This window comes from Lachnotalea glycerini (genome assembly GCF_003201285.1).
GTDB lineage: Bacteria > Bacillota > Clostridia > Lachnospirales > Lachnospiraceae > Lachnotalea > Lachnotalea glycerini.
The window spans coordinates 24,181-42,001 of sequence record NZ_QICS01000004.1 but is presented as its reverse complement, the minus strand read 5'-3'; the positions used below and the strand labels follow the sequence as shown (position 1 = coordinate 42,001).

The following is a 17,821-nucleotide window of genomic DNA, read 5'->3' as shown; positions in this document are numbered from 1 at the left end:
TACTTACCAGGCTCTTTGCCTAATAAGGTTGTGATACTTGTTTACCTGAATCAGGTGAAGCCAAGTAGTTACCACTTTCGTTAATTTCTTTTCTTTCTATTTGCTACATCCATAAATACCGCAAAAATTAATACCAGTCCTGTTGCAACTTGTTGATAATGTGTTTGTAATCCAATAAACGGCAAACCTGTTTTCAGCACTGACATAATAAATACACCAATTAATGTACCTGCAATTGTTCCATATCCTCCACTCATAGATGTTCCACCGATTACCACACCTGCAATGGCATCTAGTTCAAAGCCTGCACCACCACCAGGTAACAAAGTAGAATAAACTGCTGCATAGGCAATTCCTGCAATTCCTGCCATTGTTCCACTGATGACATAAGCTAACGTCTGCCATTTAGCAACATTTACACCTGATAGTCTGGTTGCCTCAATATTACTTCCAAGTGCTACAATATAGCGTCCCGGGCGAGTCTTATTTAATAAAATTGCCATTAAAATTGCCACTGCCAAAAGTAAAATAAAACCTGTCGGAATAGGTGTGGAAAGTCCATTTGCATTTGTTATATTTACTTTAAAAATACTGCGAAACCAACCGTCAGCTTCGGTAGCCTGAGGCCATGTTACACTTTGCGCTTTGGTAAAAATAGAACCAAGCCCTTTGGAAAGCATCATAGAACCAAGTGTTGCAATAAATGGGGGTAACCCCATATAAGATATCATTAAGCCATTCATTAAACCAAAGATTGCTCCAATCAGTATGCAAAGTATAAGGGTAAGCGCAATCGGAACATTGTACTTCGTAGCTAACGCACCGGTTACAAGAGAAGAACAAACCAGTACCGTACCAATTGATAAGTCAATTCCACCTGTTGTGATTGCAAATGTTACGCCGATTGCCATAAAGCCGATGTAATAAGATGCATCAAAAATATTGACAAGCGTAGAATACTGTCTAAATGCAGGACTGATTGCCCCAAACACAATATATATAATAATTAATGCTAACAGTGCGATTAATCTTTGTGTACCAATTGCTTTAACAATTGGATTATTTAATAAAACTCCTGACTTTTTTTCTGTCTTTTTTGCTATCATCTTTTCATCCTCCCAATTAATTTCTAAGTGTTGCCGCATGCATGATTTTTTCCTGTGAAGCTTCTTCTATACTTAGCTCACCGGTCTTTCTTCCCTCACACATAACAATAATTCTGTCACTCATTCTTAGTACCTCCGTTAATTCGGAAGAAATCATAATAATGGACTTACCTTGCGCTGCTAATTCATTCATTAAGTGATAAATTTCACTCTTTGCCCCTACATCAATTCCTCTGGTAGGCTCATCAAAAATAAGAATATCACAATCTCTAATCAGCCATTTTGCAATTACTACCTTTTGCTGATTTCCACCTGACAAATTCATCACTGCCGTATCTACATCAGGTGTCTTGGTTTTAAGCTTATCCACGTATTCCTGTGATACGTCTTTTTCCTTTTTTTTGTCAATAAAAATACCTTTCATAAAGCTTTCAAGAGAGGGCATGGTTGAATTTTCTGCAACTGATTCTGCAAGCACAATCCCGTATCTTTTTCTATCCTCTGATAAATATCCAATTCCTGCATTAACCGCATCCTTGGGACTATGAATCTCCACCTTTTGACCATTTACATAAATCGTACCCGAGTCTTTTTTATCTGCTCCAAATAAAGCTCTTGCAGTTTCCGTTCTGCCTGCTCCCATAAGTCCTGAAAAACCTAATATTTCACCTTTTCTAAGCTCAAAGCTTACATTTTGAACCATCTTTCCAGCATTTAAATTCTCAACCTTTAGAATAACCGGAGCATCTTTTAAAACATTACTTTTTTCCTTTGGTTCCTCATAAATGGTTCGTCCTACCATCATGTTTATGATGTCATCCTTGGTAGATTGCTCTGTTATCAAAGTGCCTACATATTCACCGTCACGCATTACGCTTACACGATCTGTTATTACTTTAATCTCATCCATTCTGTGTGAAATATATACAATTCCAAGCTCTTTCTTTCGTAAATCTCGAATAATTTTGAATAATTCAGCAATTTCAGATTCGGTCAGTGCCGCTGTTGGTTCATCAAAAATAATAACCTTAACATCCTTAGAGATTGCCTTGGCAATTTCACACATCTGTTGCTTACCAACCGTTAAGTCTCCCATTACCATACTTGGATCTATGTCAATATTAAGTCTTTCAAAAAGCTTAGCTGCCTCTTCGTTCATTTGCTTATCGTTGATCAGTTTACCGTTCATTAGCTCTCTTCCGATGAATATATTTTGCGCAACGCTCAGATGGTTCATCATATTAAGCTCCTGATGTACGATTGCAATCCCTGCTTCCTGGGCTTCCTTGGGGTTCGTAAATACTACTTCCTCACCCTCATAAATAATTGTGCCACTGTCCTTTGAATAGATGCCTGTCAACACTTTCATGAGTGTAGATTTGCCAGCACCATTTTCTCCCATCAGGGCATGTACTTCCCCTTTTTTTACTTCAAGGCTAACACCCTTTAGTGCATGTACGCCAACAAAGGATTTATCAATATCTTTCATCTTTAAGATTACGTCGCCCACTTTTTCACCTTCCCTTGTGTAATTGATTGTTTACTCTACTTAATATCTATATTATATTTAGAAATCTTAAGTATTTTAATAGAATATTCTCCTTAAAAGGGTAACGATTTTACTTTTGCAAATACTTTTGCTGTAACGTAAACTTGAATGGCTGATAATATAACAAAAAAGCTTTTGCACAACGGGTAATCACCTGTGGAGCAAAAGCTACTTTTTGTTAAGATGAATCTACTATATATGAAATACTCAGATAAAATAATTACCGAAACGGAAATAACAATTTCTGATTTTCCTCCGTATAGATATCGTTTTTCCTTACAATATTACTACCCGAATCAATATTCGTCAAAACTTCTTCGCCATTTAATAATTTAACGGCTGTTTCCAATCCGATATAGCCCATATTGAAAGCCTTTTGAACCACGATTCCATCAAATATCCCAGCTTCCAATAATTGTATCTCTTCTTTCGAGCTGTCAAAGCCCACCAGCTTAATTGAATCGCTAAGGTTTAAGTCTCGAACTGCCCTTGCTGCTCCAATGGCAGAATATTCATTTAAACCTGCTATTATATCCACATCGGGATGAGCCTCTAGAAGCTCCTTAGTCACCTGATACGCCTTTTCATATTCTGAATTGCTAAATACCACCTCAACAATTTTAGTCTCCTCTTCTCCCAAGGCAGCTCTTAAACCTGCTTCTCTTTCAATTGCGGTAGAGGTTCCCTTAACATGACTTACAATAGCAATCTTAGAATCCTCTTTCATTAAGTTCTTTACAAGTTCACCTACCTTTTTTCCAGCCTCATAATTATCCGTAGCAATCAATGCATCCTCAATTGGCTCCTCCATTTCAGAATCAACTAAGATAAGCTTAATACCCGCTTCCTTTATCTTCTTAGCCGCCAAAAGTGTTTTCTTATGATCTGCCGGTGATAGTAAGATTGCATCTGGTCTTTGTTCAATTGCTGCTTCAATTAATTCATTTTGTTTTTCAACATCACTTTCTAAGTCCGGAGCAACCACGGTTAGATTTACCCCATACTCCTTAGCTGCTGTTTGCACTCCTTCAATCAAAAAAATCCAAAAAGCATTATTTTCATCCAGTACCTTAGAAATATATATTATGTTAATCTCTTGTTTATCCTTACTTTGACACTGTGACAATATACTTATACACAAGATAAGCACTACTGCTATTGTAAATGAGATAAAAACTTTTTTATTTTTCATGATCTTTATCACCCCCATCAGTCACAGGAATTCTAACCTCAACAATAGTTTTATCATTCATCTTGCTATCGTACTTAAGTCCATAATGGCTTCCGTAATATAACTTGAGTCTGTTATTTACATTGTTCACTCCAACTTTGCTTCCTCTTGCGTTATTCTTTTTTTCAAATATGTGCGATAGTTCCTCTGCACTCATTCCTTTTCCATTATCTTCAATGCTGATAATAATATCGTTTTGCTCCCTGTGTCCTGTTATTTTAATGAAACCCTTTCCTTCCTTATATTTGATTCCATGATAAATTGCATTTTCAACCAAAGGCTGTAATACCAGCTTTACAATCGTTTCCTCCTGAATCGCTTCCTCTACATCAAACTCAAATTCCAACTTATCCTTATACCTCATTTTTTGAATTGTTAAATAGCTTTTTGTATATTCTAACTCACTTCGTATGCTGACTATCTCATCCTCATTGCTGATACTTTGGCGAAACAATCTGGCAAGCGAGGCAGTCATAAGGACAACCTCTTGATTTTTACCGCTTTCTGACATCCATATAATGGAGTCTAGCGTATTGTATAGAAAATGTGGATTAATCTGAGATTGAAGCGCCCTTAATTCACTTTTTCTTTTTGCTTTTTGCTCTCTTACAATTTCCTCCATCAGCTCCTTAATCTTTTGAGTCATGATATTAAAAGAATTACTTAACATTCCAATTTCATTTTTTTCCAAAACTTGAATTTCTGCATGCTCAAAATGCCCTTCCTGCACTGCTTTCATGGAACTGGCAAGTTCTTTGAGTGGCTTTGTAATTTCACTGGATAAAATAATGGCTATGATACCAGAAATAAGAATCAAAAATAATGCTGTCATGAGATACGCAAGTTGAGTTTTTTCTCTTCCCGCCATTAGCTCACTTAAATAGGCAACACCTACCACTGTCCAGCCCGTTTTTTCTGACTGAAACACGGTATATAATTTGCTTTCATCTCCCTCTGAAGTAGTAAAATTAGTTTGATTCCCCTGTAAAACCTCCTCAACCTTTTCATTTTTAAGCCCACTGTATAATAATGTTTGTCTTGGATGGTATACGATTCTTCCCTGTGAATCAACAATAAATACATAACCTTTACTGCCTAGGCTGATTCCCTCACACAGGTTATTAATGGCACTGTAATTTAAGTCAACAAATAAAACCCCCTCAATTTTACCAGTGTTTGGATTTTGAATCCCACAGCTTAGTGTAACCACCCACTTGTAATCATCCTTAATGACGTTTTGTACATGCGAAGAAGACAAGATCGCCACATCCTTACTTTCTCTTGCCTTTACATACCATTCCATTTCATTTAAATCTGCATAAGGATTTAGTTCATCCTTTCCATTATTAATCACGTTACGTCCATTATCACCTAATACAGCAATATTATAAATATCTTCTCTTGCATCTGAGATGGTCTGAAATTGTGTTACGACTCTTTCTTTTATCTGCTCAGCTTCTTCTTTTGAACTATTCTCATCGTACAAATAATCAATAACATCCTTATTAGCAGAAATTAACCTGGCTATATTTTCCATATATTCAATATAGGAATCAATATCTCCATTTACCTGTTCCATTAACTGCATTGTGTAGTTCTTAGAATTCTGTGTGATTGTCTCTTTCGTATAGCTAAGTGAAATAATAAAGAATACCATAAGCGCAATTGTAATAATCATAGAAAAGAAAAAAATCATGGTACCTCGTATACTTTTAAATCGAAACAACAGATTGCCTTGCTTTCTTGTCATTTATTGTCTCCTCTTATTCTTGGTATATTCGGTAGGAGTTAATCCTGTGTGCTTTTTAAATATGATGCTAAAATAATGTGGGTCACTAAACCCTACCTCGATTGCAATCTCATAGGCTTTAAGGGCAGTGTTTTCCATCAGACTTTTTGCTTTCTCAATTCTTTTTTTCGTTAAAGCTTCAATAAATGTCTCACCCGTACAGCTTTTAAATATTGAGCTAAAATAGCTCGTACTGATAGCCAGATAGCGACAAACCGAATTCAATGAAAGCTCTGAATTACTATAATTTTTATCAATGTAATCCAATGCCAAAACAGCTTGCTTATTCCCATAACTTTCTTTTTCGCTGGTCATTTTTTGTGATATCATACTACAAAATTCAATCAGCTCTGCTTCCATGTCCTTTAAATGATTGAGTAAATAAATTCGATTAATAAACGTATTTTCTCCTTCCAAAAAAGCTTCATCACTTAACCCTGCCTCATCCAACATATTAACAATAGAAAGCACAATATTTTGAAATAAAATAATAATACGATTCTTTGGTACATAATCCGCTCTCAACTTCTGAATAAAACTTTTGATTACCCTTTCTAGCTCTGCATGCTCTCCCGCTTTGATACTTAATAAAATATCATCTGTCCAGGCGGAAAGCTCTCTTTCTGTTGTATGCTTACTCTTTCCCGGATCTCTTGCATCTAAGACAACATTTCCACCTAGCAAAAACCGATATTCCAGCATTTCTTTCGCTGATTCAAGTGACTGATTAAGCGCCCCTGTGCTTGTAACGGTTCTTCCAATTCCAATCGTAACATCTAGTTTAAGATATTCATTCAAGGCCGTTCGAATCTCTGTACATACGTCAAAGATACCAGCCCGAAAGCCTTCGTCTCGATCTGATTTAAATATGATAATTGTCTTATCTTCACCATTTTGGAAAGTAATTCCACTTTGATTCTTTATTACAATTTCTTCAGTAATATTGTAAATTGCAAATAAAACCAAATCCTCTTTGATACCATGATGTCTCTTTAGAAATTCTCTTAAATTATCTCCTTCTACAACAGTAACAATAAAATATCTGCCAGACAAATCAATATGAAAATCTTCTGATTTCTTCTTAATCTCCTCAGCATTCATACTCCCCTGCATTAACCCATTTAAGAATCTTCCTTTTAATACGGGCAAATTACTGATGTATGCCTCTCTGATTTTCTTTAAACTTTTTTTCTTGGCTGCTTCCTCATCAAAATCCTCTTTAATTTTATCAAGTAATTCTGTAAGCTCGAATGCTGTCACCGGCTTTAATACATATTCCAAGACCTTATATTTTACAGCCGTCTTAGCATATTCGAACTCATCATACCCACTAATAATGATTACTTTTGTAACCGGATATTTTTCATATACATATTTCGTAAGCTCAATTCCATCCAGATATGGCATACAAATATCCGTGATCAACAAATCAGGTACTGTCTGCTCAATTTTTTCAATTGCATCTTTACCATTTTCACAGGCTCCCATAAGCTCAAACCCATGCTCTTTCCATCTAACATTTTCACTGATTGCTTCTCGGATTAATGCTTCATCATCTACTAGCAGAACTTTGTACATAGTTACCTCCATTTTAGTAATTATTGTAAACATAGGCTGCTGTAGAGAGCCTAAATTCTGATAAGCCAAAAAGTGCCTTAAAGGTCATAGCCTTCAAAACACTTTTTTAACTGCTTATTTCATATAGCTTCAGCACTTTGTATGATTGAGTTAAGCTTTTCAATCATTCGTTATTAACGGTACATCGGTCCATAAACTGTGCAAGCTCTATAATCTGCACTTTCTTTATCCATTCCAAATGCATTCCAGCTGGCTGGTCTAAAGATTTGTTCCTCTGACACATTATGCATACACACCGGAATACGAAGCATAGAGCATAGAGTAATTAAATCTGCACCAATATGTCCATAACTGATAGCACCGTGATTCGCACCCCAGTTATTCATAACATCATATGCCGTCTTAAAGGCACCTTCTCCTGTCGTTCTTGGCGCAAACCATGTGCATGGCCATGTATAATCGGTTCTCTTCCACAATTGGTCAGATACATCATCTGGTAAATTAACGGTCCAGCCTTCCGCTATCTGAAGCACTGGTCCAAGTCCCTTGACTAGATTCATACGAACCATTGTGCATGGCATTTCAGCTCGGGTCAAGAATCGGGAAGAATATCCACCTCCTCTAAAATACCCCTGATCAGCAGCATTCCAAGTAGTTGCCTTAAGGCAGGCATCGATATCCTTTTCTTTCATTTCCCAGAAAGGTTTCATTAATGCATTGCCTGAATCATCCTTTACTTCTGCGCAGGCATCCAAACAAGCAGCACCTGAGTTAATAAGATGAATCATACCACCTGATTTCTTGGCGACCCCTTCTAAATCATATCCAGTGGCTTTCTTTACTGCCTCCGGGCTCCAATAAGTTCTGACATCTGCAAATATTTGAGCCGTATTCGTCAACAATTTTCCAAACAACATACCCACACCGTTTAAGCTGTCATTTTCCGTAGCCAGAATATATGGTTCTCTGGCTCCTGTCCAGTCAAAAGAGGAATTAAGCAACGCTTCTGGATAGTCGCAATTTGGATAAAAATCTGTCCATTGTCTTTGTCCTTGAAAGCCTGCTGCAATTGCATTATGTCCAACCATTTCTTCCTCACAGCCTTTTGGAAGATTCTGATTTCCATTCATTAAATCCTTAATGATACACATCATCTTAACAACAAATTCCCAATCTTTTTCCTTTTCCTCAAGAGTTTTTTGTGCACTCGTTGGATTTTTATCAAAGCCTTCCTTGCATTTTTCCTTTGTCCATGCCATTGCCTTCTTAAATTCATCTTCATCGTAGATATTTTCTGTCATTCTGCGGATAATTTCTACCTCATCTACTGATTCCACTCTCATTCCAAGATATTCTTCAAAAAACTCTACATTGACAATAGAGCCCGCAATCCCCATACAGATTGAACCAATTTGCAAATAGGATTTACCTCTCATGGTTGCTGCGGCCACAGCTGCACGTCCAAAGCGAAGTAATTTCTCCTCTACATCCCTTGGAATAGATGTATCATCTGCATCCTGAACATCATGACCGTAAATCCCAAAGGCCGGAAGACCCTTTTGTGCATGACCTGCTAAAACAGCTGCCAAATATACTGCACCAGGTCTTTCTGTTCCATTAAAGCCCCAAACCCCTTTAATCGTCATTGGATCCATGTCCATCGTTTCCGAACCATAACACCAGCACGGAGTTACCGTCAAAGTTATATCCACTCCTGCTTTTTTAAATTGATTGGCGCAGGCTGCTGCCTCTGCAACACGACCAATTGTAGTATCTGCAATGACTACCTTAACAGGCTCACCGTTTGAATATTTAAGATTTTTAGTAAATAAATCTGCCGCCGCCTTTGCCATGCCCATCGTCTGTTCTTCCAAAGATTCTCTTACCTTAAGAGTTCCTCTTCTTCCGTCAATCGTAGGTCTGATGCCGATTACAGGGTAATCACCAATTAATCTGCTCTCTGCCATTTAAATTACCTCCCATTTCTTTTTACTTTTATAGTTATCAGCCTCTCAATTAACTATGATTTATTCTCAACATTTACCATAACAAATTATAGTTTTATCTAAATCATAGTAGTTTTGTCCAATAATTGATACATATCATTTTTATTTATATGCCAATTATACAATAAGTACTTCTATTTCGCTCGCAAATTTCTGCTTTTATATGGACATTTTTTGATATTGTTGCTATAATATCTAGTCAAAGAGCATATTAATAATCCGCTACGCTACTTGACTATATTTTTTACAGGAGGCTGTATATGAAAGCATTTCACGAGGTGCGAAGCTATGATTCTGATTTTATGGTTTGGCATTCCTCTTATAAAAACATAAGTTTTTTAGCACATTGGCATAAGGAAATAGAATTTATTTATATTCACGACGGCAGTGCAAGAATCAGTATCAATGATCATATTTTTGTCGCAAAAAAGGGAGATTTAGTTATCTGTGACAGTGGAAATATTCATTACAGCGATTCCTATGATGTGGACAATTCGTTAGATTTCGTAATTTTTGACCCAAACCTCATAAGTCCGTTGTATGAAAAATCAAACCTTGCGCATCCATTAGTAACCCATGAAATGCTAGAACAGTTTCATCTAAATGAGGAGCTGCTTCACCTGATCAATATAGTAAAAACAGAGACAAAGGCGAAAGAAACTTACTATCAGGAAATTGTTATCGCAACACTGACTAAATTTTGGTATCAGCTTTTACGTAAGATACCAAAGAATGAACTAATCTCCCTAGAAACGACCAACCGAGATGCCATGCTTTATGATTTACAACAGCTTTTGTCCTATATTGATTCCCATTATTATGATAATTTATCCTTAAGTTTTGCTGCAAATAAAATGAATTTTTCTAAGAGCCATTTTTCCAAAATATTCAAAAAGCTTACCGGTATTAATTATGTCCATTACATTAACCTGATTCGAATTGAACACGCTGCTGGACAACTTAGGAATACTCCTGATAAGGTGACAGACATTGCAATCAATTGTGGATTTAACAACGTGAGAAATTTTAACCGAGTTTTTAAAGACATTACCGGATTCACTCCAACTGCATTTGCAACTGACACCTATTTAGATATTTATTCTTTGTCCTGTTATAATAGAAAAACATCTGATAAAAAATTTGTAGAAAATGATTCCATTACACTGATAAATAATGAACTACCCTGAATATCAGAGTAGTTCATTGTTTTTTAGATATTTATGTTTTCAACCTGATCAGATTCTATCTCATCCCCCATAAAAGCTTTCATACTATCATCTATATGAATCTTTAAATTTCTAGCTTTTATATTTTTTGCATATTTTACAAATAATCCATTAATTTTGCGCTCTACGATTCCATCATGAGCACATGGTCTGATATCATTTCCGTAAATATCCCATTTGGAGATTTTCTTCATTGACAATAAAATATTATCAAACGTTATATTTTCAATATGATTATCTTCACTGCCCAAAATAAAGATTCCGTTTTCACTGTTGCAGTGAATATTTTCAAATTGAATATTTTTAATATGTCCTGCTTTTACTCCGTCTTTTCTGTCAATTGCAGTAATATAGATTGGCTCTGCACTCCCCCACCATTGATTGGAAAATTTTCTTGTCTCAATTTTAATATTAGAAAATTTTACATTTTCTATATTTCCACAGTCTCTAAGCTGTAGTGAAATTCCTCGGTTACTTCTATTTATTGTACAATTTTCCACCAAGATATTATGAAAATTATTTTCGCTTTCTGTCCCAAATTTGAGTGCTGAACTGGTAGATATCATGGTACAGCCGTAAACAAATATATTCTCACAATCTCCATATTGCTCAAAAGCTTTGGTATTCTTAAATACGATACAGTCATCTGCACATTCCAAATAACAATTGATTATTCTTACATTTTTACAATGATCTGGATCAATTCCATCTGCATTTGCCATTTTTAAATTATTTAAAATCTTGATTCCATCTATCAAAACATCATAGCAGCCTGCCATATGTACTGTCCAAAACCCACTTCTTGCTAAAGTAACATCCTTAATAATTAAATTCTTAATATTTTCCAGCAGCATCATTGGAATTCTGGGATAGTAGCTGCCTTCAATATGATATTGATCTATTTCACCATAATACAGCTCCTCCGTCCCATCTATTTTGCCTGGACCTGTAATACTAATATTTTTCTCATCCTTCGCATAAATGAAATATTGAAAGGGTTTACCATTGTACTCACAATTTACGTAAGACAAAACTTTGCTTTCACTATTTTGAGAGATCTTATTGATACCATCAACCCAATGATAATCCTCTAAACTGTCGCTAGCCTTTAAAAATGATCCCTGCTCAAGGTGAAGTTCAACATTTGTTTTTAATACAATCGAGCCTGCTTTAAACACCTTTCCCTCTGGTATCAAAACCCGTCCGCCTCCACTTCTTGAGCATGCATCAACTGCCTTTTGAATAGCCGGCGCATCATTTTGAATGCCATCACCAATTGCACCAAAATCTAATATATTGTATATCATTGCTATCCTCCTGTTATCTTCTTGATAAATTTCAATTAATATTTACAACAATATCTCACCTGACATAAACTTCTATATAAATTGAGTTTGATTAAAATGTCTTATGTATATCATGGAAAAATTATTTGCACAATAAAGTATCCTCTCTTTACTATGAAATTCAGGCTTTTGCATTTCTACAAACTTTCTGAAATTATCAAAGCTTTTATATTCGTCCTGGCTTCCTGCAATACAAAAATAGGCTGCCTGTCTGTCCATTACGCGAAATTCGCAGTCAAATAATTGATCCTGATAAGCCTTCATTTGTCCGCTGCACCATATTGCTACGTAGCTATTTCCCTTTTTACCAAACTTCCATCCTGCCTTATCTATCACCTTATCAAACTTATTACATGGAAAATAAATGTGCGTAAACGGTATCGGGCAATCCTCCGTGATATCATATATAATGCCAAGCCTATTTTTATCTTGCCGAATCGCTGGCATAATGCCATTTCCAAACCAGTATCCTGGCCTCATGGAGGTCGCATCACAGGTTCCTCCCGGATGATTGATAAACACCACTGTATCATTATCAATGCCTATATAATTCATGTGCTGTTGATATCCATATACTCCCGGCTCAAATCGAGAGGTTCCATGAAAGCATTCATTGATAGATTTGCAATACTGATAGGAATTGATGTCGGCATCCTGATTATTGCTTATATTTTCCCAATAATGCGGATTGGCATCTTGTCTTTCTGATTGAACTGAAGTAACGATATAATCCTTTTTCTTATATACCTTTATGAATGCATTCCCCGTAGTATATCCACAGTCTGCTTCTATCTCCATCCAGTCTTTAAGCCTGTATGGCAATAAATAGCTGCTGGTTGCCATCATGCTGACCCATTCACTGAAATAATATGGTTTACTCGAATCCAGCATATGCAACAATACCTGTACACTTTGATTACACGGATATAATACCTCCCGGTAAACTCTTCCCTGAGGTGATATGACACTGCCCTTAAAGGAATGAAGTGAAAGCATTTCAAGCATTTTATCCAATACCTTTGCCGCTTTATCGGAAAGCTCTCCCTTTTCAAAATCCACCAAATTTAATAGTCCTGAAAAGGTAATAGGTAAATAACCTCCGCTTTGGAATTCCTCAAAACCTTGTTTTAGAATATCATCCAGCCATTGATTCACCTTATGATATGCTTCATGTTCTAATTCTTTTCCTGTTTTTTTTGCCCTGATAAACCAATCCATTGGATAACGCTGACCGGCCATAAGTGCACTAATATAGAATAAAAGAGAATGATTCTCGCTCCAAAAACACATACCGTCAAAACCATCCTGATTCATCCAATACCTGTAATTTAAAAGAACTTCTTTTGTCCTCTTTTCCAGTCTGTCATTTAGCGGATACAGCCTTAAATATCTCATATACGCACACAAAATAAAATCTGAACAATCCCTTCTGTTTTCAATATGCATTAAATCATTTAATATCTCAGCTTCTTCGTCTTCTGACACGTTTCCAACTGCATGTCTTGCCAATATATTATACATAACAAATCGGTCGCTGCTTCCCCGAATCATAGCTTTTACCTGACTGATTTCATAATAAATATAATCTGTACTTTCTTCATTTCCCTCATAATCAACATACCTTGGGTGTACATTATCTGCAATCTCAAGCTTTCTTTGAAGATAAAAATCATCAATCCAGCCTATTACAGACAGATATTGTTCACCGGCTCTTATATCAATTTCTGTTTTACCGGTAATATCAATATCCTCATAGCGTTTTGACTGAGAAAAATAATCGTCTGTCTTATGGTCATATCTTACCACCATTTTCCCTTCAAATGCACGCTTAAATTTCAATTTACTTTTTGTTAGGCAACAGCTATTCAAAATTTCTTCAAGTTGTCTGAATTTCTCAGCTTTTCTTTCATCTGGAAGCTTTATCTCAAGATAACTTGTCTTTTCGAGTATTTGCAAACCTAATATATTTCTAGTATCCCGTACTCCCAGATTTTGAAAACGGATACGAAGCTCGTTGCATCCTTTATTTAGCGAAAGCACTAATTCATTCTTGTTAATGGGCTTATAGACAGGTTTCTTATTTTCCCCCTGCTTTTTGCCATTGATCCAGAGCTCATAGGCTCCATAAGTCCAAACGACTGCTTTCACTTTCATGCTTTCCTTAGCAAATATGTTAACAGCCGCCAACATTTCAACTTTTCGAATCATTGGATAAAAGCTGCTTTTATCGACAAACCAATTTCCATGCGAATAGTAATATTCCCACGGCTTGTTAAGGCTGCTTATTTTACCAATTGCTATTTCGCTATCTGTAAATTCATTTCTTGAATCAGCAACGATACTCCTTAAATTCGATTCCTGTCTTAATTGATTATTATCCGAAGCATCGCATTCTAACACAGATTCTTTCGGTCCTGACACCAAAAAGCTTGTAACAAAACCTGCTTCATTTAGCTTTATTGCTTTCATTCTTTTGTCACCCCATTTTATTGTTTAGCCCTTTACCGAACCAGCTGTTAACCCACCCATAAAATGCTTGCTTGCAAAAATGTATACTAGAAGAATCGGCATAATTGCAATCGTAGAGCCTGCAAACATGATATTCCATGCTGCTGCACCGTCTCCTGCCTTACGAAGTGCTACGACTCCAACGGTTAACGGACGCAATTTTTCATTTGTCATGGTAAATACCAATGGTAAGATATATTCATTCCATGCCCCGCGAAAAGAAAGCAATGCGATGGATGCCATAACTGGCTTTAATACAGGAAGCATAATTTTATAGTAAATTTGAAAAAAAGAACATCCGTCCAATGTCGCTGCCTCGTCAAGTTCCTTTGGCACTGCATTCATATAGCCTCGCACTAAGAATATGTAAGTTGCCTGTCCCATACCGGTTGATATTAGAATAACAGGCAGCAAAGAACTATTTATTTTTAACTTAACTGCCAGCTCAAACAATGGTCTAAGTGAAACGCTTCCAACATTGATAAACATAAATACTAAAAAAATTCCATATATAACCTCTTTCATAAAGAAATCTTTTCTTGCAAAGCAGTAGCCTGCCATAGTTGAAATTACCAGAGTCAATAGCATGACCGCGATGCTAAGAATCATACTGTTTAATGTATATCTTGCAAAATTAGCTCTTTGCCATGCCTCAACATAATTGCTGACTATAAAGGATTTAGGAAGAATATTAATTCCGCCAAGTACAAGCTCTTTGTTTTCTTTAAAAGAACCAAATACAACATAAATAATCGGGTAGATCGTGAGTAATGCAATCAATGTTAAGAAAAAATACTTGATTGTTGTTGCGAAATAGTAAGCTTTAGACTTAACTGCCTTACTTCTTTCCATTGCCATACGATTCATCTCCTTTAATAAACATCGTCTAACTTTTTACTTACTTTTAAATATATCAATGTAATCACACCTACAATAAACGCTGAAACAATACTAAGCACTGCACCATAACCAATTTGCAAGTTAGAAGCTCCATTTCCAAAGCATAGCTGATAAATATATAAGAACATAACTTGTGTTCTGTTATTGGGTCCGCCTCCCGTTAAAACCATAATTGATTGGTAATCCTTTAGGGCGGTTGTAATAGCAAGCATTAAGACAACCTTTAACACAGGACCTATTAACGGCAATGTTATTTTAAAAAAGGTTTGAAATCCATTTGCTCCGTCTATCTTGGCACTTTCGTAAACGTCCTCCGAGATACTGGTTAGACCCGATGAAAACAGTATCATATAGTTTCCAAAGCCACCCCAGATTGCAACAATCACAACTGAAATCATTGCAGTTGAGGAACCTCCAAGCCAATCAATTGGAGCATTGATAATTCCGAAATACTTTAAGAACCCATTTAATACACCATTATAAGCAGCAAAAATAAAATAAAAAATCAAGCAATAAACCGCGGAACTGATTACAGTTGGCAGAAAGAAAATCCCGCGAAACAGGCTGCTTGCCTTTAATTTTTGATTTAGCATAACTGCCGTTATTAAAGACAGAGGCATAATGACAATTAATTTCCAAAATGCATATTCAAAGGTATGTAACACACTCTGCCAATATAAGGTGTCATAAAAAACTCTTTTTATATTATCAAAGCCTACAAAATATTTTGTAAAACCATTATAGTCAAATGTTATATATTGAAATATCCAGCAAAAAGGATAGATGGACACTACGATTAATAAAAATAATGCTGGCGCAAGCATAAGAAATACGGTAAATTTATCTTTTTTTAACTTTTTACCTTTTGATTCTTTCATAATTTCTCCTTTTCTTGTAAAAGACCATTTGGGGTTCATAAAACCTTTCCTGGTCTTTTACTTGGAAATATAAGCTAATAATCCAAAATTAATTATTTATCTAAATATGTGATTGTTCCATCATTAGGATGTAACGAATCAAAATTTTCTATTACTAATCTTTGTACTTTTCCAGAAGCTACGTCCTTATCTAATGCTTCATTATAGGTTTTATTTAATGTTTCAATTGTTTCATCAATATCTGGTCCATTACTTAAACATGCATTCCATAAAGCATCTCTGTAAGTTTCACCTGCCGGTGTTACAGTTGGTGCCTGAGGATATACTGCTTCATAATCCTGAAGTGCAAACAGTGATAATCTACCCATTTTGGATTTATCAACAATAGAATCCATATAGGTTGATATAGGTAACGTATATCCACCTTCAATGTAGCCCTTTAAGAAATCTTCACTGTGGAAATATTCAATGACTTTCCAAGCCGCCTCCTTTTTTTTAGTTGTACCTGACATAAACCAGCCGGAATTTGGATTAGAGCTTAAAGCACCCTTAATTGTTCCATCAAGTGTTGGCAGCTGTGCCACTGACCACTCATATTCTGCCGGAAACTGCTCTGTCAATACACCTGCTTCCTGAGATGCATTTCCATAAAATCCTACATTACCTGCTGCAAACTGAGTACGGGTAGGATCGATTTCCATAGATGCTGAACCAGGTAAAACACTTCCATCATCAAACATTTGTCTCACTGCTTCAATAAAAGGCTTAAAGCCTGTAAAATCATACTTACCATTTACATAATCATAAGGTGTAACACCACTTAGCTCTGCACTATGCTCAATCCATCTTTCAAAAGGACTGCTAAGACCCGGGAAAATAGTTCCATAGGAAACTCCAGCGCCTGCTTTTGTTAATTTCTTTGCCACATCGACAGTTTCGGTTAAAGTAGTAGGTATCTCAACCCCTGCATTTTTAAATAATTCAACATTGTAAATTAATCTAGAACCGCTTCGCATACCACCTGCAACCCAGTAAACTTCCTCACCCAAAGCATTAATTCCTTCATAAGTATGTGTATCTACTTCATTGACCTTTTTAAATTCATCTGTCATCATATCGTTTAATGGCTGAATGATTCCTGCTTCTGCAAATTCAGATAAATTAACCATAGTGTTTGCAAATACATCCGGTAATTGTCCTGAGCTTGCTGACATTGTAATTAGATTAAGATAATCAGAAGAGGACTGTACCACATATTCAATCTCAATATTGTCAGTATTGGTAAGATTATATTCCTTTACTTTTTCTGTCATGTACTCAAGGTCATGGCTGTTTTTAGACCAAACGAGTACTTTTGTCTTGTCCCCACTGTTAGCTGTGTCAGTTGTAGTTGCTGTTTCACCAGAACTGCTGTCTGATGCTGCTTGTGTTGAAGTTTCTGATTGACTTGAAGAAACAGAGCTTGAACCACACGCTGTCAACGACAATCCCATGAGCAATGCTAAAGAAGCAGCAGTTACTTTTTTCATGTTCAACATTTTCATATTATCATCTCCTTTTTTATGATAAGATCATTATAGTATTGATTTACTTACTGATACATGAATTTTCTCCACATGTAAGTAACCATTCTCTAGCTCTTTTTCTAATTTATTGTTATATATTGACTTATTTTCATGAACATAATATAGTTTATTTAAACAA

12 protein-coding genes are annotated in these 17,821 nt (G+C 35.9%); 1 reads left to right on the top strand and 11 read right to left on the bottom strand.

Annotated features, from left to right (window positions below; all coding sequences use genetic code 11):
• Positions 1-80: 80 nt before the first annotated feature.
• The 6 genes from C8E03_RS09890 to C8E03_RS09865 all read right to left on the bottom strand — a co-directional run bounded on the left by C8E03_RS09890 (position 81) and on the right by C8E03_RS09865 (position 9,220).
• Positions 81-1,106, bottom strand: coding sequence for an ABC transporter permease (locus C8E03_RS09890; RefSeq protein WP_094380194.1), 1,026 nt, complete (start codon positions 1,104-1,106; stop codon positions 81-83).
• A 16-nt stretch (positions 1,107-1,122) separates the two neighbouring features.
• Positions 1,123-2,616, bottom strand: a complete 1,494-nt coding sequence (locus tag C8E03_RS09885) for a sugar ABC transporter ATP-binding protein (RefSeq protein ID WP_094380192.1) — start codon at positions 2,614-2,616, stop codon at positions 1,123-1,125.
• A 259-nt stretch (positions 2,617-2,875) separates the two neighbouring features.
• Positions 2,876-3,847, bottom strand: coding sequence for a substrate-binding domain-containing protein (locus tag C8E03_RS09880; protein WP_242993487.1), 972 nt, complete (start codon positions 3,845-3,847; stop codon positions 2,876-2,878).
• Positions 3,837-5,636: a sensor histidine kinase gene (locus C8E03_RS09875; protein WP_094380188.1), complete on the bottom strand. Its 1,800-nt coding sequence runs from the start codon at positions 5,634-5,636 to the stop codon at positions 3,837-3,839. The genes C8E03_RS09880 and C8E03_RS09875 overlap by 11 nt, the downstream gene beginning before the upstream one ends.
• A complete protein-coding gene (locus tag C8E03_RS09870) occupies positions 5,637-7,253 on the bottom strand; it encodes a response regulator (protein ID WP_170122963.1) in 1,617 nt (538 codons plus the stop codon).
• A gap of 173 nt (positions 7,254-7,426) precedes the next feature.
• Positions 7,427-9,220: an L-fucose isomerase gene (locus C8E03_RS09865; RefSeq protein WP_094380184.1), complete on the bottom strand. Its 1,794-nt coding sequence runs from the start codon at positions 9,218-9,220 to the stop codon at positions 7,427-7,429.
• Positions 9,221-9,519: 299 nt separating this feature from the next.
• Here C8E03_RS09865 and C8E03_RS09860 point away from each other — a divergent pair, with 299 nt between their 5' ends.
• A complete protein-coding gene (locus tag C8E03_RS09860; protein ID WP_094380182.1) occupies positions 9,520-10,446 on the top strand; it encodes a helix-turn-helix transcriptional regulator in 927 nt (308 codons plus the stop codon).
• A gap of 23 nt (positions 10,447-10,469) precedes the next feature.
• Here C8E03_RS09860 and C8E03_RS09855 read toward each other — a convergent pair whose 3' ends face one another.
• The 5 genes from C8E03_RS09855 to C8E03_RS09835 all read right to left on the bottom strand — a co-directional run bounded on the left by C8E03_RS09855 (position 10,470) and on the right by C8E03_RS09835 (position 17,661).
• Positions 10,470-11,792, bottom strand: a complete 1,323-nt coding sequence (locus C8E03_RS09855) for a glycoside hydrolase family 28 protein (RefSeq protein ID WP_094380180.1) — start codon at positions 11,790-11,792, stop codon at positions 10,470-10,472.
• 72 nt (positions 11,793-11,864) lie between these two features.
• Entirely contained in the window at positions 11,865-14,300 is a 2,436-nt protein-coding gene (locus tag C8E03_RS09850; protein WP_110290967.1) for a hypothetical protein, read from the bottom strand.
• A gap of 24 nt (positions 14,301-14,324) precedes the next feature.
• A complete protein-coding gene (locus C8E03_RS09845) occupies positions 14,325-15,197 on the bottom strand; it encodes a carbohydrate ABC transporter permease (protein ID WP_094380176.1) in 873 nt (290 codons plus the stop codon).
• Between the two features lie 14 nt (positions 15,198-15,211).
• Positions 15,212-16,117, bottom strand: coding sequence for a carbohydrate ABC transporter permease (locus C8E03_RS09840; protein WP_207657800.1), 906 nt, complete (start codon positions 16,115-16,117; stop codon positions 15,212-15,214).
• Positions 16,118-16,209: 92 nt separating this feature from the next.
• On the bottom strand, positions 16,210-17,661 hold the full coding sequence (locus C8E03_RS09835) for an ABC transporter substrate-binding protein (protein WP_110290965.1): 1,452 nt from the start codon (positions 17,659-17,661) through the stop codon (positions 16,210-16,212).
• Between the last annotated feature and the right edge of the window lie 160 nt (positions 17,662-17,821).